Source organism: Sphingopyxis indica (genome assembly GCF_032879645.1).
GTDB classification, from domain to species: Bacteria; Pseudomonadota; Alphaproteobacteria; order Sphingomonadales; family Sphingomonadaceae; genus Sphingopyxis; species Sphingopyxis indica.
Genome location: NZ_CP076394.1, coordinates 1,002,719 through 1,024,949, shown reverse-complemented (window position 1 = coordinate 1,024,949; position 22,231 = coordinate 1,002,719). Strand labels below are relative to the sequence as shown.

Here is a 22,231-nt window from a genome sequence, read left to right as displayed (position 1 = left end):
GTCAAAACACCCCCGCCACCAGCTTCGCAAAGGCATCGGCGCGGTGGCTGATCGCATGTTTTTCGGCCGGGTCGATTTCGGCGAAGGTCTGCGTCCTTCCCGCAGGCACGAACACCGGATCATAACCGAAGCCCAGCGTGCCGCGCGGCGGCCAGGTCAGGCTGCCCGACGCGCGCCCCTCGAAAACCTCGGTATGGCCGTCGGGCCAGGCGAGCGCGAGGGTGCAGACGAAGGCGGCGCTGCGGTCGACGTCCGGCCCTTGCGCGGCGAGCAGCCCCTCGACCTTGCCCATCGCCATATACCAGTCGCGGCCCTTTTCCCCCTCGAACCACTGCCGTTCGGCCCAGTCGGCGGTATAGACCCCCGGCCGCCCGCCGAGCGCCGCGACCTCGAGCCCGCTGTCGTCGGCGAGCGCGGGAAGGCCCGCCGCCGACGCGCTCGCGTGCGCCTTGAGCATAGCATTCTCGCGGAACGTCGTCCCCGTCTCCTCGGGCTCGGGCAGGCCGAGATCGCCCGCCGACACCGGCTCGATCCCATAGGGTTCGAGCAGCGCCCGAATCTCTCGCACTTTGCCCGCATTGTGACTCGCGATGACGAGCCGCCCGGGGGCGAGTTTGCGAAAGGCCGTCACAACAACTCCTCGATCCATTCGGACAGGCTGATCAGCATGTCCCGTCGCAGCCGCGCCTGACGGTCGGCATATTGGTTGCGCAGCAGCACGCCGAACGACACCGCGCTGACGGCCCATGAAAATGGGACGCTGACAAAGGCGGCCAACCCCAAGCCGACATCGACGCGGCCGCGCCAGCGCGACTTTCGCTGGTCCTGACGCAATGCGCGCGCATAGTCGCGAAACAGGACAAGAAGGTCGTTCCGTTCGTGTGGCAACAGTGCAGCAACCGGCGGAATGCGCGAAAAATAGCGCGGCGCCCGCTCGAAAAAGGCATCAATGCTCCATGCATTTCGGGCCGGCAGCAAAGGGACGAGCGCGAGCCAGCGGCGCCATTCTTCGTCGCCCACGGGATATTGCCGAAGCCGAAGATCCGGCATGTCAGTCGGAATGCAGCCGTGCATTTATCCTGTCGTCGAGCGCGATAAAGCGCTCTTCGATCAGGTCCATTTCGCGCTCGCGGCGTATGACCGAGCGACTGACCCACAGATAGACCAGGCCCGAAAAAATGAAGGCCGCAATCTCGATCGGCTTGCTCACGTCGAGCGTCAGGCCCGGCACATAGTGGAACACCGCAAACAACAGCGCTCCTCCCACGGCGATTGCCATTGCCCACTGCGCCAGATGCACGAAACCTTCCGACAAGGCGGCCGCGCTCTCGGCCGCCTCGCGCCGCGCCGCGGTGGCTGCGATTTCCCGCAGCACTTCCATATCGACATGACGCAGATCGCTCATGGTCCTCAGGATAGTCCCTTTGCGGCTCGATGGAAAGCCTATCGCCCCACCGCCTTCGCCTGCGCCGCGAAAATCTCGCCGCAGCCGATGCGCGCGAGGCGGAGCAGGCGCAAGAGGCCTTCCTCGTCGTAGGTCGCGCCCTCGGCGCTCGCCTGCACCTCGACGATCCGGCCCTTGCCGGTCAGCACGAAATTGCCGTCGGCCTCGGCGACCGAATCCTCGTCATAATCGAGGTCGAGCACCGCGGTGCCCTGATAATTGCCGCACGAGATCGCCGCAACCTGGTCGGCGATCGGATCTTCGGCGATCGCCTTCGCTTCCAGCAGCTTGTCGACCGCCAGCCGCATCGCGACCCACGCGCCAGAGATCGACGCGGTGCGCGTGCCGCCGTCGGCCTGAATCACGTCGCAGTCGATCAATATCTGCCGCTCGCCGAGCTTTTCCATGTCGACGACGGCGCGCAAGGACCGGCCGATCAGCCGCTGGATTTCCTGCGTGCGCCCCGACTGCTTGCCGCGCGCCGCCTCGCGGCTGCCGCGCGTGTGCGTCGCGCGGGGCAACATGCCATATTCGGCGGTCACCCAGCCCTGCCCCTTGCCGCGCAGGAAGGGCGGCACCTTTTCCTCGACGCTCGCGGTCACCAGCACCTTGGTGTTGCCGAAGCCGACGAGCACGCTGCCCTCGGCGTGCATGGTGAAGTTGGTTTCGATGGCGATGGGGCGCATCTGGTCGGGCGCGCGGCCGGAGGGTCGCATGGGGATCCTTTCGATTGAAGATTGCCGCGGCTCTTAGGCGTGCGCCGTCAATCGCTCAACCGCATCTTGAAGAAATCCAGGATTTTCGTCATTGCGAGCGAAGCGAAGCAATCCAGAGCGGTTTACGCACACTCTGGATTGCTTCGCTTCGCTCGCAATGACGGGGTAAACTATGCGAAAGGTCGGCACGCACGACGTCTTCGCGGCGTCGTGGCTTCGTGCGAGCCTATTCCAGCGATGCTTGCCCCATCCCCCCGCCATCCCTAAATCCATGCCATGACGACCCCGCCGATCACCGAACTGACGACGCGCGCGCGCGACGTGTTCCGGCTCGTCGTCGACGCCTATCTCGAAACCGGCCATCCGGTCGGGTCGCGCACCCTGTCGAAGCTCGCCACGCTCAACCTGTCGCCCGCGTCGATCCGCAACGTCATGCAGGATCTGGAAGAACTCGGCCTTCTCGCGAGTCCGCATACCAGCGCCGGGCGGCTGCCCACCGAACAGGGGCTGCGCCTGTTCGTCGACGGCATGATGCAGGTCGCCGAACCGTCGGCAGAGGATCGCGCGCAGATCGAGGCGAGCCTCGCCGACGGCGGCCCGATCGAAAGCGCACTCGCGCAGGCGACCTCGGCGCTCTCGGGCCTCTCGGCCTGCGCGGGACTCGTCCTCGTGCCGAAGCACGAGCGCGTGCTCAAACAGCTCGCCTTCGTGCCGATGTCGGACGCCCAGGCGCTCGTCGTCCTCGTCGCCGGCGACGGCACGGTCGAAAATCGCGTCATCGACATTCCCGCCGGCGTCACCCCGTCGGCGCTGGTCGAGGCGGGCAATTACATCTCGTCGATGCTCGGCGGCCTGACGCTCGCCGAGGCTCAGGCGCGCGTGCGGCGCGAGATCGAGGCCGAGCGCATCGCGATCGACCGCGCCGCGCAGGACCTCGTTTCGCGCGGCCTCGCGCTCTGGTCGACCGACGGCGCCGACCGCCCGGTGCTGATCGTGCGCGGGCAGGCGAACCTGCTCGACGACAGCGCGGTCGGCGACCTCGACCGCGTCCGCCTGCTCCTCGACGAGCTCGAAACCAAGCAGGACATCGCACAATTGCTCGACAGCGCGCGCGAAGGCAGCGCGACGCGCATTTTCATCGGGTCGGAGAATAAGCTCTTCTCGCTGTCGGGATCGTCGGTTATCGCCGCGCCCTATCATGGCAGCGACGGCCGCGTGGTCGGCGTGGTCGGGGTGATCGGCCCGACGCGCTTGAACTATGCGCGCATCGTTCCCATGGTGGATTTCACCGCACAATCGCTTTCAAGACTGATACGATAGGCCCATGACTGACATCGAAAACGAGACCCCCGTCGACAACGGCACGCCCCCCGAAGCCGAAGCGCCCGAAACCGAAGGCGAGACCGCGACCGCCGAAGCGGCGCCCCAGGACGAGGCGGCCAGGCTCGCCGAGCAGCTCGCCGCGGTGCAGCAGGACCTGCTCTATGCGCGCGCCGAGACGCAGAATGTCCGCCGCCGCGCCGAAAAGGAGGTCGCCGACGCGCACGCCTATGCCGCGACCAAATTCGCGCGCGACATCCTCTCGGTCGCCGACAATCTGGGCCGCGCGCTCGCCTCGCTCAGCGAGGAGCAGCGCGCCGACGAGGCGATCAAGCCGCTGCTCACCGGGCTCGAGGCCACCGAGCGCGAACTGATGAGCGTGTTCGAACGCCACGGCATCACCCGCATCGCCGCGGTCGGCCTGCCGCTCGACCCGAACCAGCACCAGGCGATGCTCGAAATCCCGAGCGAAAAGGACCCCGGCACGATCGTGCAGGAAATGCAGGCCGGCTATATGATGAAGGACCGCCTGCTGCGCCCCGCGATGGTGGGGGTCGCCAAGAAGGCGGATTAGGACGCGCCGCAATGATTAGGTGTATCCCCGCGAAGGCGGGGATCCATCTCCCGATGGCGGGATTCCGAAGCGACCGGTGATGGGTCCCCGCCTTCGCGGGGACACATGCAATTTCAATGTCGGCTTAGAGCGCGTTCGATTTTGATAGAATCAAAACCGGCACTCTAGATACCTGTTTTGCCGTGATTTCCGAGCCGTGAAATGTTCCATTTCACTCGAAATCACTCTAAGCCGCCTTGCGCAGCTTCGCGAGCTTCTTCAGCACCATGTCGCGCTTCAGCCGCGACAGATGGTCGATGAACAATATGCCCTCCAGATGGTCGTGCTCGTGCTGGATGCACGTCGCCATCAGCCCGGTCATGCGTTCCTGATGATGCTTGCCGTCCTCGTCCTGCCAATCGACCGTGACCTCGGCGGGACGTGATACCTCGGCATATTGTTCGGGGACCGACAGGCAGCCTTCCTGATAGACGCTATGCTCTTCCGAAAAGTCGGAGAAGACGGGGTTGATGAACACCCGCGGCGCGCGGATCACGCGCTTGCCCTCGGGGTCCTCGGGATCGCTCTCCTGCAGGTCGATCACCAGGATACGTTGCGGCACCCCGACCTGGATCGCGGCGAGGCCGATGCCGGGCGCGTCGTACATCGTCTCGAACATGTCGGCGACGAGCTGCTTCAGCTCGGCGTCGAACGTCTCGACGGGCTTCGAAATGACGCGCAGCCGCGGATCGGGCGTCTCTATGATAGGTAGCAGGGCCATGGATGCCATTTAGGTATGCACGGCCGGGCGGTCAATGATCGGCGCGATGCAGCCTCACCCCACCGGCCGCCGCGCCCGCAGTGCCTGCGCCAGCGTTCCTTCGTCCAGATAATCGAGCTCGCCCCCGACCGGCAGGCCGTGCGCGAGCTGGGTCAGCCGCACCGGATAGCCCTCAAGCCGCTCGGCGAGATAATGCGCGGTCGTCTGCCCTTCGAGGGTCGCGTTCATCGCGAGCACTACCTCGTCGATCCCGCCCGCCGACACGCGCGCGACCAGCGCGTCGATGCTCAGGTCCTGCGGCCGCACGCCTTCCAGCGCCGACAACCGCCCGCCGAGCACATGATATTTGCCGGGGAACAGCCGCGACTTGTCGAGCGCCCACAGGTCCGACACCTCCTCGACGACGCACAAGGACCGCGCGTCGCGGCGCGGGTCGGCGCAGATCGCGCACGGGTCCTGCGTGTCGACATTGCCGCAGATGCCGCAGGTCACCAGCCGCTCGGACACCGTCTGCAGCGCCGCGAGCAGCGGCGCGAAAGCACTCTCGCGCTTCTTCATCAGATGCAGCACCGCACGCCGCGCCGACCGCGGGCCGAGCCCCGGCAGGCGGGCGAGTTGCTGGACGAGCGCTTCGATTTCGGTGGACGCCATGGCGGGGTGGTAGTGACCTCCGCCCTCGCCCGCAATATCCCTTCCCTGCAACTTCCTCGTCACCCCGGCCCTTCGACAAGCTCAGGAGATCCGGGGTCCATGACAGCGGCGCCGCAATGGATGCCGGATCAAGCCCGGCATGACGAAGAAGGGGAGCATCAACCTTGCACAACCCTCCATCCTCCGCCAAAGCGCGCAGCCATGCGCATCGCCTTCATGGGAACCCCGCCCTTTGCGGTACCGACGCTCGCCGCGCTGCACGCCGCGGGGCATGACATCGCGGCGGTCTATACCCAGCCGCCGCGCCCCGCGCAGCGCGGCAAGAAACTGCAAAAGAGCGCCGTCCACCTCTGGGCCGAGGCACATGGCCTGCCCGTATGCACGCCGAAAAGCCTGAAAGGTGCCGACGAACAGGCCGACTTCGCCGCGTTCGACCTCGATGTCGCGGTGGTCGCCGCTTACGGCCTGATCCTGCCGCGAGCGGTTCTCGACGCCCCGCGCGAAGGCTGCCTCAACGTCCATGGCTCGATCCTGCCGCGCTGGCGCGGTGCGGCGCCGGTGCAGCGCGCGATCCTCGCCGGCGATACCGAGACCGGCGTGACGATCATGCAGATGGACGCGGGGCTCGACACCGGCGGCATGCGGCGCGTCGGCCGCACGCCGGTGGACGGCAAGAGCGCGGGCGACCTGACCGATGAACTCGCCGACATGGGCGCGGCATTGATGGTCGAGGTGCTCGGCGATCTGCCCGCCTTCCCACCCGAACCGCAGCCCGAGGCGGGCGTCACCTATGCCGCGAAGATCGACAAGAGCGAGGCGCGGCTCGATTTCCTGGTGAGCGCGGTGCAGGTCGAACGCCAGATCCGCGCCTTCAACCCGGCGCCCGGTGCCTTCTTCGAACTCGAGGGCGAGCGGTTCAAGCTGCTCGCCGCCGAGGTCATCCATCCAGCGGACACCACCCCCGGCGCCGCCCCGGGCGTCACCCTCGACGACGCGCTGACCATCGCCTGCAACCCCGGCGCGATCCGCGCCACCCGTGTCCAGCGTGCGGGCAAGCCCGCGATGGATGCCGTCGACCTGCTGCGCGGGCGGGCGATCGCGAAGGGCACGCGGCTCGCATGACCCGCTTCGCGCTCACCATCGAATATGACGGCCGCCCCTTCATGGGCTGGCAGCGCCAGTCGCACGGTCCGAGCGTCCAGCAGGCGATCGAGGAAGCAATCGCGCGCATCACCGGCGGGGAGGCCGCGGTGCATGGCGCGGGGCGCACCGACGCCGGCGTCCATGCGATCGCGATGCGCGCGCATGTCGACATCGAAAAGCCGCTCACCCCCTTCCGGCTGATGGAGGCGCTCAACGCCCAGCTGCGTCCCGCGCCGGTCGCGATCCTCGCCTGTGAAACCGTTGCGGACGACTGGCATGCGCGCTTTTCGTGCATCGGGCGCGCCTATGAATATCGCATCGTCAACCGCCGCGCGCCGCTGACGTGGGACAAGGGGCTGTCGTGGCAGGTCGCAAAGCCTCTGGATGCCGAAGCGATGCACGGCGCGGCGCAGGCGCTCGTCGGACGGCACGACTTCACGACCTTCCGCTCGGCGCATTGCCAGTCGCAAAGCCCGGTGAAGACGCTCGACCGGCTGAGCGTCAGCCGCCACGGCGACGAAATCATCGTCGAAACCGCGGCGCGCAGCTTCCTTCACCATCAGGTACGCTCGATGGTCGGCTGCCTCACCCTCGTCGGCCAGGGCAAATGGTCGGCGCGCGACCTGAAGGCCGCACTCGACGCGGCGGACAGGGGAGCCCTCGGCCTCAACGCCCCGCCCGACGGGCTTTATTTCGTGGGCGCGACCTATCCCTGATCCCTCGTCGGAAAACGAGGTCCGCATGGCCGCTTTCCGGCTGCTGGCCGGCGTGCCATTCCAATTTCGCGCAGAGATCGCAGAGGATTTGATTCACGCGGAGACGCGGAGACGCGGAGCGGGTCGGGGCCGACAGGCCCTCCTTTTCGATCAACGCTGCGCCATACCGCAGTGCCGAAGGGACAAAGCCGCTTCGCGGCGAACGCTACGTCTCCGCGCCTCCGCGTCTCCGCGTGAGCATTCTTCTTCTCTGCGATCTCTGCGCGAATCTCAAATAGCGCCCAACCCATTTCCGGGCGTGCGGTCGCGGCCCCAAAAAAAAGAAAAGGGCGGCCCCGCAGGACCGCCCTTTCATGTTTCACCGGGCTCGGCGCTTACGCCTTCTCGGTGTAATATTTCGGCGCGTGCTCGTTGAGGATCTCGAGGATCTTCGCCTGCGCGGTCTTTTCGTCGCTTTCCTCCATCGCGCCGAGTTCGCGCGCGAGGCGGCTCGACGCCGCTTCGAAGATCTGGCGCTCCGAATAGCTCTGTTCGGGCTGGTCGTCGGCGCGGAACAGGTCGCGCGTCACCTCGGCGATCGACACGAGGTCGCCCGAGTTGATCTTCGCTTCATATTCCTGCGCGCGGCGCGACCACATGGTGCGCTTCACCTTGGGCTTGGTCGTCAGCACCTGCAGCGCTTCCTTCAGCGTCTTGTCCGACGACAGCTTGCGCATCCCCACGCCTTCGGCCTTGTTGGTCGGGACGCGAAGGGTCATTTTTTCCTTTTCGAAGCGGAGGACATAGAGTTCCAGCTGCATGCCCGCGATCTCGGACTTTTGCAGCTCGATGACGCGCCCCACGCCATGCTTTGGATAAACGACATAATCCCCGACTTCAAAGACGAGCGAGTTTGCGGACATGCAGCTTCCTTTCATTGGCCTTGTCGGGACGGGAAAGCGCGTGAACACCGGTGTATCCGGCCCTCGCGGGAGGGGGATCAGGGCAGTTCGGGCGGCGCTCGCCAGTCTATCGTGACAAGGGATTTGGCTCCATCGGATGCGCCGAATGTGCCTCGGCCCGGCGGCGGGAAGAGGCGGATTGGCGGCGCGTTGATATTTCCTATAACGGATTCGCAACAAAATTGCCACCCCCCGCACGGAAATCCGTGCCTCTGCGCCTTGACGCCCCGGCAAACGCGTTTCACCTTGAGACGAAATCATGGATGGGGATGCCGAAATGCATGAGCAAATCTGGTGGGTTACGGGCGCATCGTCGGGAATCGGCGCGGCGCTGGCGCGCGGGCTGGCGGCGCGCGGCGCGCGGCTGATCCTGTCGGGCCGCAACGTCGCCGCGCTCGAAGCGGTGGCAAAGGATTGCGGCGCCGGAACGATGATCCTGCCCTTCGAGGCGACCGACTATGCGGCGATCCCGCAGATGGTGCAGGAAGCGTGGGACTGGTGCGGGCAAATCGACGGGCTCGTCAACAACGCCGGCATTTCGCAGCGCAGCCTGGCGATCGAAACCGGCTTTTCGGTCTATCAGAAGATAATCGACGTCGACCTGCTCGCGCCGATCGCACTGACGCAGGCGCTCTTGCCGCGTATGATCGCGGCGGGCGGCGGCCGGATCGTCGCCATATCGAGCGTCGCGGGCATGGCGGGCATTCCCGTCCGCAGCGCCTATTGCGCCGCCAAGCACGGGCTGATCGGCTATCACGACGCGGTGCGCGCCGAAAATGAGCATCTCGGCCTGAAGGTGCTCGTGGTCGCGCCCGGGTCGGTGCGCACCAACGTCAGCCGCAACGCGCTGAATGCCGACGGCAGCGTGCGCGGGACGAGCGACAAGGCGATCGACAACGGCCTTCCCGCCGAGGTCGCGGCGGCGCATATCCTGGACGCCGTCGAGAACGGCAAGCGCGAAATCGTCGTCGCCGAGGGCGCCGAAGCCGAAATCCCCGCGCTCCGCCGCAGCGATCCCGACGCGCTTTTCGACCGGATGAGCGCGATGGTGCAGGCGGGCTATGCACAGCAGATGGGTGCGAAGCGGTAGGCGCGCTCGTTCGGATGAAACCATAGCCCTGAGCTTGTCGAAGGGCGCTTCCCGTCGACAGTCGCCCTTCGACAAGCTCAGGGCTACGGTTCGATCTGACGTCCTAGAGCCGCGCCTCGAGCTGCGCGAGCAGCGCCTGAACCGGGCGCGGGGCTTCGGGGCGGGCCCAGCCCGCTTCGATCCGTGCGATGCGGTCGAACAGCCGTTCGCTCGCGGACACGATGTCGCGGATCGGCGCGTCGAAACGCGCGCAGACCGACCAGTCGGCAGCGATGGGCTCCCCGAGGCACGCAGCCTTGTCGCGCTTGCCGACGCCGGGCTCGCGCGCGATCATCGCGCGGCGGTGGAGCAGCCAGGCGATGATATGCATCAGCCGCGTTGTCGTCTTCAGCGATTCGCACGCCAGGCTGATCTGGAGCAGCGCGTCGCGCGGGACGCCGCCGAAATCGCGCGCCGCAGCAAAGGCCGCATGCGCCTCGTCGGCGAGCAGCATCGCCTCGACATAGAGCGCCTCGACCTGCGCCCGGTGGACGGGCGAGGTCAGCTCGGGCGGAACGGACGGTCCCCTGTTCATCACGGGGGGATGCCACGGGGCGGGCCGCGGCCGCAATGCCGCTAACCATCTTTCCTTGTCGCGTCCCGTTTTGAATCAGGCTCTCAGCCGCTCAGGCGATGATGTCGGGAAGCAGCTGATCCTCGCACCAGGCGATCTCGTCGCGCAGCTTGAGCTTCTTTTTCTTGAGCCGTGCGAGCTGAAGCTGGTCGGGAACCGCCCCTTCCCCCAGCGCGATGATCGCGGCGTCGAGGTCGCGATGTTCGATGCGGAGCAGTTCGAGGCGCTGGGCGATATCTTCGGGGTTCACGCGGCTGTTTCTGCCACGTTCACGCCCCGTCCGCAACGGGCACCGGGTGGCCGAATCGGCACGACATCGCCGCCGATTCGTGATTTAATCGACGGTCCCCATCGAGTCGAAAAGGAGAATGGTCCATGAGCACATCGCACCTTTCCGCCCTGAGGTCCCGCCATGCGGATCTCGACGCGAAAATTGCGAATGAAGAGCGCCGGCCTGCCCCCGATACGGCCCGGCTGGCGCAGATGAAGAAGCAGAAGCTCAAGCTCAAGGAAGAGATGCTGACGACGGGCTGAACCGGCCCGACGCGACATGCCGCCGGCTGGCGCCTCCTTGCGAGCGTCAGCCCCGGCGGCGGAAGGGCGCGCGTTCGAGTCCCGTCCGCCGCAGATGCGGCGGCAGATCCGATTCGGCCTTCACCTGACGCCGCACCACCTGCGGGTTGACCTGCCGGTCGAAGGCGATGCCGAACTTCCCCTCGCCCACCCAGACGACGCGGCCCGGAACCGGGCCGATGTTGCGCAGTTCGACTTCGATCGCCGCGCCTTCGGCGACGCGCACCGGCCCTTCGGCCAGCATTCCGCCCGGCGACAGGTTGCGCACGCGCACCAGCGCGGGCTGCCCGCCGTTCGTCACATAGAGATTGGCCTGCATGAACAGGCTGTCGCGATCGGCACTGCGTGACAGCGCGGCGACTTCCTCATCCAGCGTTCGCGACCCTTGCGATTCCATGCGACCCGTCCCTCGCTTCTGCCTCGAATATTCCAAGGCGGAGAATCTAGGGATGAGCCCTTGCCGAAATGTAAATGAAAGCCGGGGAATAGCCCGGCCCGCGATCAATCCTCGCGCGAGACGCGTTCGTTGCGCTCGTGACGCTCCTGCGCCTCCAGCGTCATCGTCGCGATCGGACGCGCCTGGAGCCGCGCGAGCGAGATCGGCTCGCCGGTGACCGCGCAATAGCCATATTCGCCCTCGTCGATGCGGCGGATCGCCGAATCGATCTTGGCGATCAGCTTGCGCTGGCGGTCGCGGGTCCTCAGCTCGATCGCCCAGTCGGTCTCGCTCGACGCGCGATCGGCAAGGTCGGGTTCGCGCAGCGGCCCGTCCTGCAATTGCGCCAGCGTCGATTCGGCTTCGGAGAGGATCGACTTCTTCCAGGCGATCAGGAGTCCCCGAAAATACTCCTGCTGCCGTTCGTTCATGAACGGCTCGTCTTCGCTGGGACTATAGTCCGAATCGAGGTTCGATTTGGCTTCGCGGAGCGCGTCGGCGCCAACGTCGGCAATCTGGGTTGGCATAAGGGGCTTCTCGCGTCCTTTCCTGTCGCAGGACCGCCGCGGCTGGCGATCCGGGGATTGCGCCGCGCCTATACCGGGCCCTCGGGAGCGATACAAGCGCCGAAGCTACCAATGCGGCCGGGTGAGTGAAGCGGCGCTGAACCGGGGCCGCGGCGCGGGGGATAAATCTCTCCCCGCTGTCTGGTTACAAACCAGCCGCTCGTTAGGAATTCGGATCAAATTTCCATTTTTCTGTTCCGATACGGGACAGAAATGGTCGGAATGCTTGATTTTGCCGCTCTAATCCCGTCTTCGGACACTCTATCGCGGTTAACGCGATGGACGCATTCACAAAGCTTTGGCCTTTTGGGTCTAGCCGAACAGCGAGCGGGGTGCCGGGGGTCGGGGCCTTTTTCGCCAAACAGCCGGAAAAGAAAGAATATCCATGTCTGTCCGAATGGCTCTAGCCAAGCTTGGCGCTTATACATGCGGCGGTGCGCTTCTGGGGGGCGGCGCGATGCAGGTCGCCGAGCCGCCCGCCGCGACCTGTTGCTGCTGCCAGACCTCCTGTTGCGGCAAGCCCGCGCCCAAGAAGGTCGTGCGCCAACGGCACGCGCCCAAGAAGGTGAAGCGCGTCCGCCGCGTCGTCACCACCAAAAAAACGGTGCGCGCCGAAACCCCGCAGGTCGTCACCCAGACGATCCCCCTGCCGCCGATCCCCTATGCCCCCTTCCCGCAGCAGAGCGGCTTCGAAGGCGGCGGTGGCGGCAGCGGCGTGACGGTGATCGGCGGCGGCTTTGGCGGCGGCTTCGGCGGCGGTTTCTTCGGGGGCTTCTTCGGCGGATCGAGCGGCGGCAGCAGCGGCAGCATCGTCGTCACCTCGACCACGACCGGCGGATTGAGCTCGACCACAAGCAGCACCTCGGGCGGCGTTTCGACCTCGACCGGCGGTGTGTCGACGTCGACTTCCACCGGGGGCGTATCGACCTCGACCGGCGGCATCAGCTCGACCACCTCGACCGGAGGCGTTTCGACCTCGACCGGCGGTGTCAGCACGTCCACGGGCGGCGTGAGCACGTCGACCGGCGGCGTCTCGACGTCCACTGGCGGCGTCTCGACGTCCACCGGCGGCGTCTCTACCTCCTCGGGCAACGTCAGCTCCTCCTCGTCGAGCAGCAGTTCCTCGTCCAGTTCGTCCTCCTCCTCTTCTTCTTCTTCATCGAGTTCGTCGTCCTCGGGCGGCGCCAGTTCGAGCGGAGGCGCTTCGAGCGGCAGTTCCTCATCGTCGTCGTCGAGCAGCAGCAGCTCGTCGTCGACCTCGTCGGGCGCGACCGGCGGCAGCAGCAGTTTCGGGGCGTCGAGTTCGTCCTCCTCTTCTTCGTCGAGCAGCAGCTCGTCGAGTTCGTCCTCCTCGTCGAGTTCGGGCGGCAGCAGCGGCAACCCGCCGGGCGATCCGACTCCGGTTCCCGCGCCGCCGATGATGCTGCTGTTCGGCGCCGCTGCCGCCGCGCTCGTCGCGCGCCGCCGCGCCGCGAATCAGGCGGACGAGGCCGACGCGGCCTGAAATCCACTGGAGGCCGGCCCGTCCGGCCGCCGATCGAGGGCCGCCCCGGGGCGGCCCTTTTTTCGTGCCGGTGTCGCGCCGGTCGCGAAAACCGGAACGACGGCCGCGCATTGCAACGCGCCTCCGGCCGGGTTAGCCCATGCGCGATCAAGGGAGGCCGCCATGCGCCGAAGCGCGATGCTTTTGTTTTTCCCCCTGCTGCTCGGGGGATGCGCGACGAGTGACCACGGCTGGACCGGCTCGGGCGCCGAGCCCTTCAATCAGGCGATGGCCGACTGCAAGGGCCGCACCGCCGCGCTCGGCGGCAAACCCGAACGCCGGTTCGCGATCGACACCTGCATGGCGGGCAAGGGCTGGACGCCGCCCGAACGCTGAGCGGCGACGTGCGGGGTTGCGCGGGGCGGACGGCGACGCCATAGCGCGGCCATGCACGATATCCGCCTGATCCGGGACGACCCGCAAGCCTTTGACGCCGGCCTCGCGCGCCGCGGCGTCGCACCGCAATCCGCGGCGATCCTCGCCGCCGATGCCAGCTTGCGCGCCTTGCAGACCGAGATGCAGGCCGCGCAGGCGCGCCGCAACGAAGCATCGAAGGCGATCGGCCAGGCGATGGCGAAAGGCGACAAGCAGACCGCCGAGGCGCTGAAGGCCGAGGTCGCGGCGCTCAAGGACAAGCTGCCCGAACAGGAAGCCGCCGAGCGCGAGCAGCTCGCGGCGCTGCACGACATCCTCGCCGCCCTCCCCAACCTTCCCGCCGCCGATGTCCCCGAGGGCGAGGATGAGGAAGGCAATGTCGAAATCGCGCGCTGGGGCACCCCGCGCAGCTTCGACTTCAAGCCGCAGGAACATGCCGATTTCGCCCCCGCGCTCGGGCTCGATTTCGAAACCGCGGCGAAGATGTCGGGCGCCCGTTTCGCCTTTCTCAAAGGCCCGATGGCGCGCCTCGAACGCGCGCTCGGCCAGTTCATGCTCGACAAGCAGACGACCGAAGCGGGCTATACCGAATGCGCGACGCCGCTGCTCGTCCGCGACGAAGCGGCGTTCGGCACGACCCAGCTGCCCAAATTCCGCGAGGATCTGTTCCAGACCACCGACGGCATGTGGCTGATCTCGACCTCCGAAATGAGCCTGACCAATGCGGTGCGCGAGGAAATCCTGACCGAAGCCGAGCTGCCGATCCGCATGACCGCGCTCACCCCCTGCTTCCGGTCCGAGGCGGGGTCGGCGGGGCGCGACACGCGCGGCTATATCCGCCAGCACCAGTTCTGGAAGGTCGAGCTGGTCTCGATCGTCCGCCCCGAGGACTCGGACGCCGAACTCGAGCGCAAGACGCGCGCCGCGGAGGGCATCCTCGAAGCGCTCGGCCTCCCCTATCGCAAAATGCTGCTCTGCGCCGGTGACATGGGCTTTGCCGCACGCAAGACCTATGATCTCGAAGTCTGGCTGCCCGGACAGGGCGCATATCGCGAGATTTCCAGCTGCTCGAACTGCGGCGATTTCCAGGCACGGCGCATGAACACGCGCTTCCGCCGCGAGGGCGCGAAGGGCAACGAGTTCGTCCACACGCTCAACGGCTCGGGCCTCGCGGTCGGGCGCACGCTCGTCGCGATTCTCGAAAATTATCAGCAGGCCGACGGCAGCGTCGACATCCCCGAAGCGCTCCATTCCTATATGGGCGGGATCACGCGGCTGGAGCCGAACCTGACTTAACACCCCGTTCGTGCTGAGGAGGGACTGAGCCCCGGCGAAGGCCCGTCTCGAAGCATGGGTCCTTCGAGACGCCATTTCGACGGGGCTCAATGGCTCCTCAGGACGAACGGATAAAAGAAGGATTGAAAGCGTGCGCATCCTCCTCACCAACGACGACGGCTATCACGCCCCCGGCTTCGCGGTGCTAGAGGCGATCGCGCGGCAGCTTTCGGACGACATCTGGGTCTGCGCGCCGTCGGAGGAACAGTCGGGCGCCGGCCATTCGCTCACCCTTTCGCGCCCGGTGCGCGTGCGCCAGCATGGCGAGCGGCGCTGGTCCTGCACCGGCACCCCGACCGATTCGGTGATGATCGCGATCGGCAAGCTGATGCCCGAAAAGCCCGATCTGATCCTCTCGGGCGTCAACCGCGGCGCCAATCTCGGCGACGACATCACCTATTCGGGCACCGTCTCGGCGGCGATCGAAGGGGCGCTCGCCGGCATCCCCGCTATCGCGCTCAGCCAGGTCTATGCGCGCGAGGGCATGGGCGACACCGTGCCCTTCGAGGCGGCCGAGGCGTGGGGCGCGAAGGCGCTCGCGCCGCTGCTGAAAACCCCGATGCCGCCGCGCACGCTGGTCAATATCAACTTCCCCGCGCTGCCCGCCGCCGCGGTCAAGGGCATCCGCGTCGTCCGCCAGGGCTTTCACGATTACAGCCGCGGCTCGATCGTCGAGGGCACCGACCCGCGCGGCTATACCTATTATTGGTTCGGGCTGCACGGCATCGAACATTCGCTCGCGCACGACAGCGACCTCGAAGCGATCGACGACGGCTCTATTTCGATCACCCCGCTCCAGCTCGACCTGACCCACGACGCCTCGCTCGCCGCGCTGCGGAGCGCCTATGAGGGGGATCGGTAGCGGGCGGAGGCGGTCATTCCAGTTCCTCCCCGGAACGGGGAGGTGGCAGCCCCCCTCGACTGCCTTGCAGGCGCTCAGGATAAACTGCGCCGTAGGCGCAGGGCTGACGGAGGGTCGGAGCCTCTCGTCATGGCGCAGCGTTTCGGCCCCTCCACCACCGTTTCGCGGCGGTCCCGCTCCCCGTTCCGGCGAGGAAATTGAAACTCCACGCCCCACGCCGGAACCGCCACGCGCTCGCAAAGGCAACGCCTAGAGCATCGTGCCGGAAATCTGCACCGTTTCCCCGAGCGAAGACGAGGGGCATTGCCGAGCGAAGTCGAGGCGGCGACGCTGCGGTTCTCGCTCCGCTCGAACGAGCCCCTCGTCTTCGCTCGGGGATGCGGATGATTCAGATTTCGCGCAATTTGCTCTAGAAGGAGGACGCCATGGCAGGGCAGCCCAGGGCCGGCGGGCCTATGTTCCTCGCCTGCGACGACAGCAGCTATATGTCGGGTCAGGTGTTGCATCCCAACGGCGGGATGATCGTTAACGGATAGAGGGGGCAGACAGGAGATATGTCATGCCAGCCAAATCCAAAGCCCAGCAAAAGGCCGCGGGCGCGGCGCTGAGCGCCAAGCGCGGCGATACGCCGAAATCCGAACTCAAGGGCGCCTCGCGCGAAATGTACGACAGCATGAGCGAAAAGCAGCTCGAGGATTTCGCCGAAGGCTCGCGCAAGGGCAAACCCGAACACGTCGACTGACCCCGCTGGCCAGTTGCGCCGCGATCCGGCATAATCCCCGCCAGGGGAGGATCGCGATGCGTAAGTGGCGGCGGATTTTCGCGGGCGGAGCGCTGCTGGGTGCCGCGCTTGCGGGCTGCAGCTTTCAGGCGGCGCTCGACCGGATGGTGCCGCGCGAACGTCAGGACGAGATCATCGCCCTGGCGCGCGACTTCTGCACCGATCCGGCGGCCGTCCTGCCCGCCCTCCATCCCGAACTCGTCGGCAGCGTCCGCAGCGCCGCGGCGAAATTGCCCGGCGAGTGTCCCGGCCGCGGCGCGACGTGGCGGATCGCCTCCTATGAATGGGGCGCCGACCTCGCCGATGGCGCCTCGCGGCGGCGCGAGGACGCCGTGGTCGTCGGCACCGGCACGGGCAAATGGACGACGGTTTCGCTGCGCTTCCATGCCGAGAACGGCAAGCCGATGCAGATCGTCGCGTGGAATGTGCTCGGCAGCACGACCAAGCCCGAGGCGCTGAGCTTCGCCGAAAGCTATGACGATATGGCGCGGCTGATGGCGATCGTGGTGCCGGTGACGCTGCTGTTGCTGGCGGCGCTCGCGGGCTGGCTGGTCTGGCGGTGGCGCCAGCGGCGCCGCGCGGCTTGAGCCGCCGTCAATGCACCGTATCGAGCGGCGCATCGACCGACAAATAGGTGATCAGCCGTTCGATCTGCCGCCAGCGCGCGAAATGGATATGGTTGCCGAGCACCCGAAACTGCTCGGCGCGCGCCGCCGCCGCAAAACCCGCTTCCTCGCCATGTTCGCGGATCAACGCTTCGGCGTCGTCGACCGCGGCGCGATCGGACAGATAGGGGGCGGGAAGCTGCATCGGATCTCCGGCGGGCTGCGGGACGCCTTCCCTATCGCGCCAGCCTCACCGCGCCGTTCCCGAGCGTGATGAACATCGGGGTAAGGTTAATCGAACCGCACCCCCGCTTAACCATGGCGCCGCGCCGCGTTTCGCCCCTTTGCCGCCACGGCTCGCCGGTGTAAGCAGAGCGTCATGCGCAAGATCCTGAAATATGTCGCCATCGCCCTGCTGCTGATCCTCGTGATCGGCGGCATCGTCTTCTACGCGATGTCGCGCCCCGACGTTGCGCGCTTCTCGACCGCCGAGACGAGCGGCCGCGTCCCGGTGATGGCCTCGCAGCATCCGCAAACCCTGCCGACGATGAATGTCCCCGAGGCGACGAGCTGGCCCGCCGATGCGGCCCCGGCCCCGGCGCAGGGGCTGTCCGTTGCGCGCTTCGCCGAGGGACTCGACCATCCGCGCTCGATGCTCGTGCTCCCGAACGGCGACGTTCTCGTGGCAGAGGCCGAAAGCCCGCCGCGCCAGGACAGCGGCATCGAAGGCGCGGTGATGAAGCGGATGATGAGCAAGGCCGGCGCGGGCGGTGCCTCGGCGAACCGCATCACCCTGCTCCGCGACGCCGACGGCGACGGCAGGGCCGAGGTGAAGAGCGCCTATATCACGGGGCTCAACTCGCCCTATGGCATGGCGCTCGTCGGCGACACGCTCTACGTCGCGAACACCGACGCGCTGCTCGCCTTCCCCTATGTCGAGGGCGCGACGAAGATGGCGGGCAAGCCGAAGAAGATCACCGACCTGCCCGCGGCGGGCACCAACCGCCACTGGACCAAGAGCCTCGCCGCCGCGCCCAACGGCTGGCTCTATGTCGGCGTCGGTGCCGACAGCAATATCGGCGAAAAGGGCATGGCGAACGAAGCGCGCCGCGCCCGCGTGCTCGAGGTGCGGCCCGAGAATGGCTATGTCCGCACCTGGGCCGCCGGGCTGCGCAACCCCGTCGGCCTCGCCTTCTATCCGGGCAGCGATACGCTGTGGGGCGTGGTCAACGAGCGCGACATGCTCGGCAGCGACCTCGTCCCCGATTATCTGACCGACATCGACGAAGGCGACACCTTCGGCTGGCCCTGGTATTATTGGGGCGGCTTCGTCGATCCGCGCGTCGACCCGCCCGAAGAGGATAACCGCCAATATGTGAAGCGGCCCGCCTATGCGCTCGGCGCGCACACCGCGCCGCTCGGCATGACCTTCACCCAGGGGCTCGATCTCGGCGACCGCTGGGCGAACGGCGCGCTGATCGCGCGGCACGGATCGTGGAACCGCGAGCCGGTGTCGGGCTATGACGTGGTGTTCGTGAAGTTCGGCGCCAACGGCAAGCCGGTCGACGCGCTCCCCATCCCCTTCCTCACCGTCTTCCTCGCGAAAGACGCCGAAACGACGCGCGGCCGGCCCGCCGACGTCAAGGTCGCGAAGGACGGAACCGCGCTCGTCGCCGACGACACCGGCGGCGTGATCTGGCGGGTGGCGAAGGCGGGATAACGCCAAGCCCCCTCGTCGTCATTGCGAGCGCAGCGAAGCAATCCAGAGCGGTTTACGCTACTCTGGATTGCTTCGCTGCGCTCGCAATGACGAATGCCTGCCGGCGGATAGCTACGCGGGCGCTACACCCGCATCGGCATCAGCACGTAAAGCGCCGGGCTCTTCTCGGTCTCGCGGATCAGGGTCGGCGCGTTCGCGTCGGCGAGGTGCAGCTCGACATTGTCGCCGTCGACCTGCGCCAATATGTCCGAAAGATAGCGCGCGTTGAAGCCGATCTCGAGCGGCTCGCTGTCGTATCCCGCGGGCAGTTCCTCGGCCGCAGTGCCATTCTCGGGGCTGGTGACGCTCAAGGTGATGCGGTCCTTGTCGAGCCCGACCTTCACCGCGCGCGTCTTTTCGCTGGCGATCGTCGAGACGCGGTCGACGCCCTGGAACAGGCTCTTCGGATCGACCTTCAACAGCTTGTCGTTCGCGGTCGGGATGACGCGGCTGTAATCGGGGAAGGTGCCGTCGATCAGCTTCGAGGTCAGCACGGCATGGCCGAGCTGAAAGCGGATTTTCGACGCCGACAGGCTGATCTCGACATTGCCCTCGGCCTCGTCGAGCAGCTTGCGAATCTCGCCGACGCATTTGCGCGGCACGATCACGTCGGGCATCCCCGTCGCGCCCTCGGGGCGCGTCACCGTGTAGCGCGCGAGGCGGTGGCCGTCGGTCGCCGCGGCCTTGAGCACCGGCCCCGACGCATCCTCGGCGACGTGGAAGAAGATGCCGTTCAGATAATAGCGCGTTTCCTCGGTCGAAATGGCGAAGCGCGTCTTGTCGATGATCTGGATGAGCTCGGCGACCGGCAGCTCGAAGCTCGTCGGCAGTTCGCCCTCGGCGATCACCGGGAAATCGTCGCGCGGCAGGGTCGGCAGGTTGAAGTTCGAACGGCCCGCCTTGACCTGCATCTTGCCCTCGGCGGCCGACAGACTGACTTCCGACCCTTCGGGCAGCTTGCGCGCGATCTCGAACAAGGTGTGCGCCGAAACGGTGGTGGTGCCCGGCGTCTCGACCTTTGCCGCGACGGTTTCGACGACCTGCAGGTCGAGGTCGGTCGCCATCAGCTTCAATTGGCCCGAGGCATCGGCCTCGATCAGCACGTTCGACAGGATCGGAATGGTGTTACGCCGCTCGACCACCGACTGGACGTGGCCAAGGCTTTTCAGGAGCACTGCGCGTTCGATCGTCGCTTTCATTCTGATTCTTTATCCCTGTCTTGCGGGCTCGTCCGGTGGAGAGAAGTCCCTGAAAGGCAGGGCGCCGCGAACGATTCGGCGTCCGACTCCCTACCCCCGAAAATGTCCACCTTCCTTAACGAACGCACCGCACGGTGCAAGCCATGCTTGCAATGCACCGCCATTCGCGCGAACGCAGGCGGCGATGCGGCGTGCGCTTTTCCCGGTTTCGATCCTGCTGGCCCTTCCGGCCGCCGCCATCGCCGCGGCGCCCACCGCGCTCGGCGTGTTCGAAGGCTGGGGCGCTTTCCGCGACCCCGCGACCCCGCGCTGCTATGCGATCGCCGCGCCCTCGGCGACGATCGGCCGGCCCGAAGCAAAGGGCTATGCGAGCATCGGCTATTGGCCGAAGTCGGGGATTCGCGGTCAATTTTACGTCCGCCTGTCGCGCCCGCGCCGCGACGGCGCCGAGCTGCGGCTGACGATCGGGTCGCGGCGCTTCATCCTGACGGGGAGCGGCGTCCACGGCTGGGCGAGCGACGCGCGCATGGACGCGGGCATCATCGCCGCAATGCGCGCGGCGCCGAGCATGAGCGTCGAAAGCACCTCGACAACCGGCCGCGCGATCGCCGACACCTACAAGCTGCGCGGCGCCGCCACCGCCATCGACGCCGCGGCCCTCGGCTGCGCACGCATCCGCTGAAGTGGGTAACAACCGATTGCGGCCAAAGGATCCTCCCCGGCACGGGGAGGACCGTCCGCTTCCCACCCCTAAACCGCCATCGGGTTCGAGGGCGGCAACGGCATTTCCAGTCGCACGCAAATCGGGTAGCGATGGGGCGATGAAGCAGTTGCCGCCGCGATGAGCGATCGCAGACAGACCAGGGTGAAAAGCCAGCGCCGGTTCCAGCCGCTTCGCCGTGCGAGCCGCTGGCCGGTCTGGGCCGACGTCGCGGCGCGGCTCGGGCTCGCCTTCCTGCTCATCTTCTTCGTGATCATGGTCCACTGGATCGACCGCGAAGGGCTGGTCGACCATCATGACGGTCACGTCAGCTTCCTCGACGTCGTCTATTTCACGATGATTTCGGTCACGACGACCGGTTTCGGCGACATCGCGCCGATCTCCGACCGCTCGCGGCTGATCGAATCGGTGATCGTGACGCCGATCCGCATCGCGGTGCTCTTCATCTTCGTCGGCACCGCCTATAGCTTCGTCATCAAACGCACATGGGAAAAATGGCGCATGGCCCGCATCCAGGCAAAGCTCACCAACCATATCGTCGTCCTCGGCTTTGGCATCAGCGGCTCCGAAGCGGTGAAGGAGCTGATCGCGCGCGGCACCGATCCCGCGGACATCGTCGTCATCGACCCGTCGAACTCGCGGATCGCGGCGGCGGAGGAGATGGGCTGCAACGTGCTGCAGGGCGATGCGTCGAGCGACGAGACGCTGCTCGACGTCCGCATCGCGGCGGCGCAGACCGTCCTCGTTTCGGCGGGGCGCGACGACACCTCGATTCTGATCGTCCTCACCGTCCGCCACCTCGCGCCGCAGGTGCCGATCAGCGTCGTCATCCGCGCGCAGGACAATGAACTGCTCGCGCGGCAGGCGGGCGCAAACAATGTCATCAACCCGGTCAATTTCACCGGCCTGCTGCTCGCGGGATCGGCGCAAGGGGCGCATGTCGCCGACTATATGGCCGACCTTGCCTCGGTGACGGGCAAGGTGCAGCTCAATGAACGGCCGGTGCATCCCGAAGAGGTCGGCAAGAGCCTCGACGCGCTCGCGAGCGGCGGCCGCGGCCTGCGCATCTATCGCGGCGGCCGGCCTTATGGCTTCTGGGAAGCGGAGGCACAGAATCTCAAGCTCGGCGACCTCGTCGTCGAGGTGATACCGTGCGAGGCGGGATAATCGCTCACCCCCGCCAATAGAGCCACGCCGCCCACAGCCAGCCGATGATCAGCAGGGCGCCGCCGATCGGCGTCACCATGCCGAGCCAGCGCGGCGCGCCGAGCGCCATCGCGTAGAGGGTGAGCGCAAAGATTGCCGCGCCGGCGAGCAGCAGGATCGCCGGCCCGCGCGCGAAGCCCATGATCGCGAGCGCGGCAACCGCGTGCACCAGCTGATAGATTCCGCCCGTCCGCAGCCAGTCGGCTTCCTGCACCCCCGCGGCGCCATGCGCCCCGAACGCGCCCGCCGCGACGGCAAGTGCCGCCGAGATTGCCGCCCACACTCCGATCATCCTGTTTCCT

General features: G+C 66.8%; 29 protein-coding genes. 14 read left to right on the top strand and 15 right to left on the bottom strand.

Annotation, left to right across the window (positions count from 1 at the left end; translation table 11 throughout):
• Position 1: 1 nt before the first annotated feature.
• From rdgB to rph, 4 genes are read right to left on the bottom strand one after another with little or no spacing between them, the layout of a single operon-like run.
• Positions 2–631 (bottom strand): RdgB/HAM1 family non-canonical purine NTP pyrophosphatase, encoded by a 630-nt coding sequence (rdgB, locus tag KNJ79_RS04770; protein ID WP_317152987.1) that lies wholly within the window; start codon positions 629–631, stop codon positions 2–4.
• Positions 628–1,074 (bottom strand): hypothetical protein, encoded by a 447-nt coding sequence (locus KNJ79_RS04765; RefSeq protein ID WP_317152986.1) that lies wholly within the window; start codon positions 1,072–1,074, stop codon positions 628–630. The genes rdgB and KNJ79_RS04765 overlap by 4 nt, the downstream gene beginning before the upstream one ends.
• Positions 1,052–1,405 carry a hypothetical protein gene (locus KNJ79_RS04760; protein ID WP_089215674.1) on the bottom strand — a complete coding sequence of 118 codons (354 nt, stop codon included), beginning with the start codon at positions 1,403–1,405 and terminating at the stop codon, positions 1,052–1,054. Before KNJ79_RS04760 ends, KNJ79_RS04765 begins: the two co-directional genes overlap by 23 nt.
• A 38-nt stretch (positions 1,406–1,443) precedes the next feature.
• Positions 1,444–2,160, bottom strand: a complete 717-nt coding sequence (rph, locus tag KNJ79_RS04755; protein ID WP_317152985.1) for a ribonuclease PH — start codon at positions 2,158–2,160, stop codon at positions 1,444–1,446.
• 276 nt (positions 2,161–2,436) lie between these two features.
• Here rph and hrcA point away from each other — a divergent pair, with 276 nt between their 5' ends.
• Together hrcA and grpE are read left to right on the top strand one after the other, a co-directional pair.
• Complete coding sequence (gene hrcA / locus KNJ79_RS04750; protein WP_317152984.1) at positions 2,437–3,480, top strand: heat-inducible transcriptional repressor HrcA; 1,044 nt, start codon at positions 2,437–2,439, stop codon at positions 3,478–3,480.
• Between the two features lie 4 nt (positions 3,481–3,484).
• Complete coding sequence (gene grpE / locus KNJ79_RS04745) at positions 3,485–4,054, top strand: nucleotide exchange factor GrpE (protein ID WP_317152983.1); 570 nt, start codon at positions 3,485–3,487, stop codon at positions 4,052–4,054.
• A gap of 226 nt (positions 4,055–4,280) precedes the next feature.
• On the opposite strand, the gene def is transcribed toward grpE, so the two are convergent.
• Together def and recR are read right to left on the bottom strand one after the other, a co-directional pair.
• Positions 4,281–4,814 (bottom strand): peptide deformylase, encoded by a 534-nt coding sequence (gene def / locus KNJ79_RS04740; RefSeq protein ID WP_317152982.1) that lies wholly within the window; start codon positions 4,812–4,814, stop codon positions 4,281–4,283.
• A gap of 54 nt (positions 4,815–4,868) precedes the next feature.
• Positions 4,869–5,465, bottom strand: a complete 597-nt coding sequence (gene recR, locus KNJ79_RS04735) for a recombination mediator RecR (RefSeq protein WP_089215679.1) — start codon at positions 5,463–5,465, stop codon at positions 4,869–4,871.
• 201 nt (positions 5,466–5,666) lie between these two features.
• Between recR and fmt the strand changes: the two genes are divergently transcribed.
• Positions 5,667–6,587 carry a methionyl-tRNA formyltransferase gene (gene fmt, locus KNJ79_RS04730; protein WP_317152981.1) on the top strand — a complete coding sequence of 307 codons (921 nt, stop codon included), beginning with the start codon at positions 5,667–5,669 and terminating at the stop codon, positions 6,585–6,587.
• The gene (truA, locus tag KNJ79_RS04725; protein ID WP_317152980.1) at positions 6,584–7,324 is read left to right on the top strand and encodes a tRNA pseudouridine(38-40) synthase TruA; all 741 of its coding nucleotides are present in this window, start codon (positions 6,584–6,586) and stop codon (positions 7,322–7,324) included. Before fmt ends, truA begins: the two co-directional genes overlap by 4 nt.
• A 374-nt stretch (positions 7,325–7,698) precedes the next feature.
• On the opposite strand, the gene KNJ79_RS04720 is transcribed toward truA, so the two are convergent.
• Entirely contained in the window at positions 7,699–8,226 is a 528-nt protein-coding gene (locus KNJ79_RS04720; protein ID WP_089215682.1) for a CarD family transcriptional regulator, read from the bottom strand.
• A 316-nt stretch (positions 8,227–8,542) separates the two neighbouring features.
• On the opposite strand from KNJ79_RS04720, the gene KNJ79_RS04715 reads away from it, so the two are divergent.
• The gene (locus KNJ79_RS04715) at positions 8,543–9,355 is read left to right on the top strand and encodes an SDR family NAD(P)-dependent oxidoreductase (protein ID WP_317152979.1); all 813 of its coding nucleotides are present in this window, start codon (positions 8,543–8,545) and stop codon (positions 9,353–9,355) included.
• A 103-nt stretch (positions 9,356–9,458) separates the two neighbouring features.
• Here the strand turns inward: KNJ79_RS04715 and KNJ79_RS04710 are convergent, their stop codons facing one another.
• Together KNJ79_RS04710 and KNJ79_RS04705 are read right to left on the bottom strand one after the other, a co-directional pair.
• On the bottom strand, positions 9,459–9,929 hold the full coding sequence (locus KNJ79_RS04710) for a DUF1465 family protein (RefSeq protein ID WP_317152978.1): 471 nt from the start codon (positions 9,927–9,929) through the stop codon (positions 9,459–9,461).
• Positions 9,930–10,020: 91 nt separating this feature from the next.
• A complete protein-coding gene (locus tag KNJ79_RS04705) occupies positions 10,021–10,218 on the bottom strand; it encodes a YdcH family protein (protein WP_089215684.1) in 198 nt (65 codons plus the stop codon).
• A 125-nt stretch (positions 10,219–10,343) separates the two neighbouring features.
• Between KNJ79_RS04705 and KNJ79_RS04700 the strand changes: the two genes are divergently transcribed.
• Entirely contained in the window at positions 10,344–10,502 is a 159-nt protein-coding gene (locus tag KNJ79_RS04700; RefSeq protein WP_089215685.1) for a DUF465 domain-containing protein, read from the top strand.
• A gap of 46 nt (positions 10,503–10,548) precedes the next feature.
• On the opposite strand, the gene KNJ79_RS04695 is transcribed toward KNJ79_RS04700, so the two are convergent.
• From KNJ79_RS04695 to KNJ79_RS04685, 3 genes are all read right to left on the bottom strand, one after another.
• On the bottom strand, positions 10,549–10,938 hold the full coding sequence (locus KNJ79_RS04695) for a PilZ domain-containing protein (protein WP_317152977.1): 390 nt from the start codon (positions 10,936–10,938) through the stop codon (positions 10,549–10,551).
• A 104-nt stretch (positions 10,939–11,042) separates the two neighbouring features.
• On the bottom strand, positions 11,043–11,504 hold the full coding sequence (gene dksA, locus KNJ79_RS04690; protein ID WP_317152976.1) for an RNA polymerase-binding protein DksA: 462 nt from the start codon (positions 11,502–11,504) through the stop codon (positions 11,043–11,045).
• A 699-nt stretch (positions 11,505–12,203) separates the two neighbouring features.
• On the bottom strand, positions 12,204–12,923 hold the full coding sequence (locus KNJ79_RS04685) for a hypothetical protein (protein WP_317152975.1): 720 nt from the start codon (positions 12,921–12,923) through the stop codon (positions 12,204–12,206).
• Positions 12,924–13,209: 286 nt separating this feature from the next.
• Between KNJ79_RS04685 and KNJ79_RS04680 the strand changes: the two genes are divergently transcribed.
• The 5 genes from KNJ79_RS04680 to KNJ79_RS04660 all read left to right on the top strand — a co-directional run bounded on the left by KNJ79_RS04680 (position 13,210) and on the right by KNJ79_RS04660 (position 17,026).
• Positions 13,210–13,422 (top strand): hypothetical protein, encoded by a 213-nt coding sequence (locus KNJ79_RS04680; RefSeq protein WP_317152974.1) that lies wholly within the window; start codon positions 13,210–13,212, stop codon positions 13,420–13,422.
• A 51-nt stretch (positions 13,423–13,473) separates the two neighbouring features.
• Positions 13,474–14,757 (top strand): serine--tRNA ligase, encoded by a 1,284-nt coding sequence (serS, locus tag KNJ79_RS04675; protein ID WP_317152973.1) that lies wholly within the window; start codon positions 13,474–13,476, stop codon positions 14,755–14,757.
• Positions 14,758–14,887: 130 nt separating this feature from the next.
• Positions 14,888–15,658: a 5'/3'-nucleotidase SurE gene (gene surE / locus KNJ79_RS04670; protein WP_317152972.1), complete on the top strand. Its 771-nt coding sequence runs from the start codon at positions 14,888–14,890 to the stop codon at positions 15,656–15,658.
• Positions 15,659–16,217: 559 nt separating this feature from the next.
• Positions 16,218–16,400: a DUF3008 family protein gene (locus tag KNJ79_RS04665; RefSeq protein WP_089215692.1), complete on the top strand. Its 183-nt coding sequence runs from the start codon at positions 16,218–16,220 to the stop codon at positions 16,398–16,400.
• A 56-nt stretch (positions 16,401–16,456) separates the two neighbouring features.
• Positions 16,457–17,026: a hypothetical protein gene (locus KNJ79_RS04660; protein ID WP_317152971.1), complete on the top strand. Its 570-nt coding sequence runs from the start codon at positions 16,457–16,459 to the stop codon at positions 17,024–17,026.
• A 7-nt stretch (positions 17,027–17,033) separates the two neighbouring features.
• On the opposite strand, the gene KNJ79_RS04655 is transcribed toward KNJ79_RS04660, so the two are convergent.
• Positions 17,034–17,249, bottom strand: a complete 216-nt coding sequence (locus tag KNJ79_RS04655) for a hypothetical protein (protein ID WP_089215694.1) — start codon at positions 17,247–17,249, stop codon at positions 17,034–17,036.
• A 174-nt stretch (positions 17,250–17,423) separates the two neighbouring features.
• Here KNJ79_RS04655 and KNJ79_RS04650 point away from each other — a divergent pair, with 174 nt between their 5' ends.
• A complete protein-coding gene (locus KNJ79_RS04650) occupies positions 17,424–18,764 on the top strand; it encodes a PQQ-dependent sugar dehydrogenase (protein WP_317152970.1) in 1,341 nt (446 codons plus the stop codon).
• 122 nt (positions 18,765–18,886) lie between these two features.
• Here KNJ79_RS04650 and dnaN read toward each other — a convergent pair whose 3' ends face one another.
• Positions 18,887–20,002 carry a DNA polymerase III subunit beta gene (gene dnaN / locus KNJ79_RS04645; RefSeq protein ID WP_089215696.1) on the bottom strand — a complete coding sequence of 372 codons (1,116 nt, stop codon included), beginning with the start codon at positions 20,000–20,002 and terminating at the stop codon, positions 18,887–18,889.
• Positions 20,003–20,186: 184 nt separating this feature from the next.
• Here dnaN and KNJ79_RS04640 point away from each other — a divergent pair, with 184 nt between their 5' ends.
• Positions 20,187–20,684: a hypothetical protein gene (locus KNJ79_RS04640; protein WP_317152969.1), complete on the top strand. Its 498-nt coding sequence runs from the start codon at positions 20,187–20,189 to the stop codon at positions 20,682–20,684.
• A 159-nt stretch (positions 20,685–20,843) separates the two neighbouring features.
• A complete protein-coding gene (locus KNJ79_RS04635) occupies positions 20,844–21,890 on the top strand; it encodes a potassium channel family protein (protein ID WP_089215698.1) in 1,047 nt (348 codons plus the stop codon).
• 4 nt (positions 21,891–21,894) lie between these two features.
• Here KNJ79_RS04635 and KNJ79_RS04630 read toward each other — a convergent pair whose 3' ends face one another.
• Entirely contained in the window at positions 21,895–22,221 is a 327-nt protein-coding gene (locus KNJ79_RS04630) for a DUF423 domain-containing protein (protein WP_317152968.1), read from the bottom strand.
• Positions 22,222–22,231 lie beyond the last annotated feature (10 nt).

Bases quoted from the DNA above. Each gene is read 5' to 3' on its own strand.
- hrcA (WP_317152984.1), top strand. From the start codon at position 2,437: ATGACGACCCCGCCGATCACCGAACTGACGACGCGCGCGCGCGACGTG.
- KNJ79_RS04710 (WP_317152978.1), bottom strand. From the start codon at position 9,929: ATGAACAGGGGACCGTCCGTTCCGCCCGAGCTGACCTCGCCCGTCCAC.
- KNJ79_RS04655 (WP_089215694.1), bottom strand. From the start codon at position 17,249: ATGCAGCTTCCCGCCCCCTATCTGTCCGATCGCGCCGCGGTCGACGAC.
- KNJ79_RS04660 (WP_317152971.1), top strand. From the start codon at position 16,457: ATGCGTAAGTGGCGGCGGATTTTCGCGGGCGGAGCGCTGCTGGGTGCC.
- KNJ79_RS04635 (WP_089215698.1), top strand. From the start codon at position 20,844: ATGAGCGATCGCAGACAGACCAGGGTGAAAAGCCAGCGCCGGTTCCAG.
- grpE (WP_317152983.1), top strand. From the start codon at position 3,485: ATGACTGACATCGAAAACGAGACCCCCGTCGACAACGGCACGCCCCCC.
- KNJ79_RS04630 (WP_317152968.1), bottom strand. From the start codon at position 22,221: ATGATCGGAGTGTGGGCGGCAATCTCGGCGGCACTTGCCGTCGCGGCG.
- def (WP_317152982.1), bottom strand. From the start codon at position 4,814: ATGGCCCTGCTACCTATCATAGAGACGCCCGATCCGCGGCTGCGCGTC.
- KNJ79_RS04760 (WP_089215674.1), bottom strand. From the start codon at position 1,405: ATGAGCGATCTGCGTCATGTCGATATGGAAGTGCTGCGGGAAATCGCA.
- rph (WP_317152985.1), bottom strand. From the start codon at position 2,160: ATGCGACCCTCCGGCCGCGCGCCCGACCAGATGCGCCCCATCGCCATC.
- truA (WP_317152980.1), top strand. From the start codon at position 6,584: ATGACCCGCTTCGCGCTCACCATCGAATATGACGGCCGCCCCTTCATG.
- recR (WP_089215679.1), bottom strand. From the start codon at position 5,465: ATGGCGTCCACCGAAATCGAAGCGCTCGTCCAGCAACTCGCCCGCCTG.
- KNJ79_RS04665 (WP_089215692.1), top strand. From the start codon at position 16,218: ATGCCAGCCAAATCCAAAGCCCAGCAAAAGGCCGCGGGCGCGGCGCTG.
- KNJ79_RS04695 (WP_317152977.1), bottom strand. From the start codon at position 10,938: ATGGAATCGCAAGGGTCGCGAACGCTGGATGAGGAAGTCGCCGCGCTG.
- KNJ79_RS04640 (WP_317152969.1), top strand. From the start codon at position 20,187: ATGCGGCGTGCGCTTTTCCCGGTTTCGATCCTGCTGGCCCTTCCGGCC.
- KNJ79_RS04720 (WP_089215682.1), bottom strand. From the start codon at position 8,226: ATGTCCGCAAACTCGCTCGTCTTTGAAGTCGGGGATTATGTCGTTTAT.
- KNJ79_RS04715 (WP_317152979.1), top strand. From the start codon at position 8,543: ATGCATGAGCAAATCTGGTGGGTTACGGGCGCATCGTCGGGAATCGGC.
- dnaN (WP_089215696.1), bottom strand. From the start codon at position 20,002: ATGAAAGCGACGATCGAACGCGCAGTGCTCCTGAAAAGCCTTGGCCAC.
- KNJ79_RS04680 (WP_317152974.1), top strand. From the start codon at position 13,210: ATGCGCCGAAGCGCGATGCTTTTGTTTTTCCCCCTGCTGCTCGGGGGA.
- fmt (WP_317152981.1), top strand. From the start codon at position 5,667: ATGCGCATCGCCTTCATGGGAACCCCGCCCTTTGCGGTACCGACGCTC.
- KNJ79_RS04765 (WP_317152986.1), bottom strand. From the start codon at position 1,074: ATGCACGGCTGCATTCCGACTGACATGCCGGATCTTCGGCTTCGGCAA.
- KNJ79_RS04700 (WP_089215685.1), top strand. From the start codon at position 10,344: ATGAGCACATCGCACCTTTCCGCCCTGAGGTCCCGCCATGCGGATCTC.
- serS (WP_317152973.1), top strand. From the start codon at position 13,474: ATGCACGATATCCGCCTGATCCGGGACGACCCGCAAGCCTTTGACGCC.
- dksA (WP_317152976.1), bottom strand. From the start codon at position 11,504: ATGCCAACCCAGATTGCCGACGTTGGCGCCGACGCGCTCCGCGAAGCC.
- KNJ79_RS04650 (WP_317152970.1), top strand. From the start codon at position 17,424: ATGCGCAAGATCCTGAAATATGTCGCCATCGCCCTGCTGCTGATCCTC.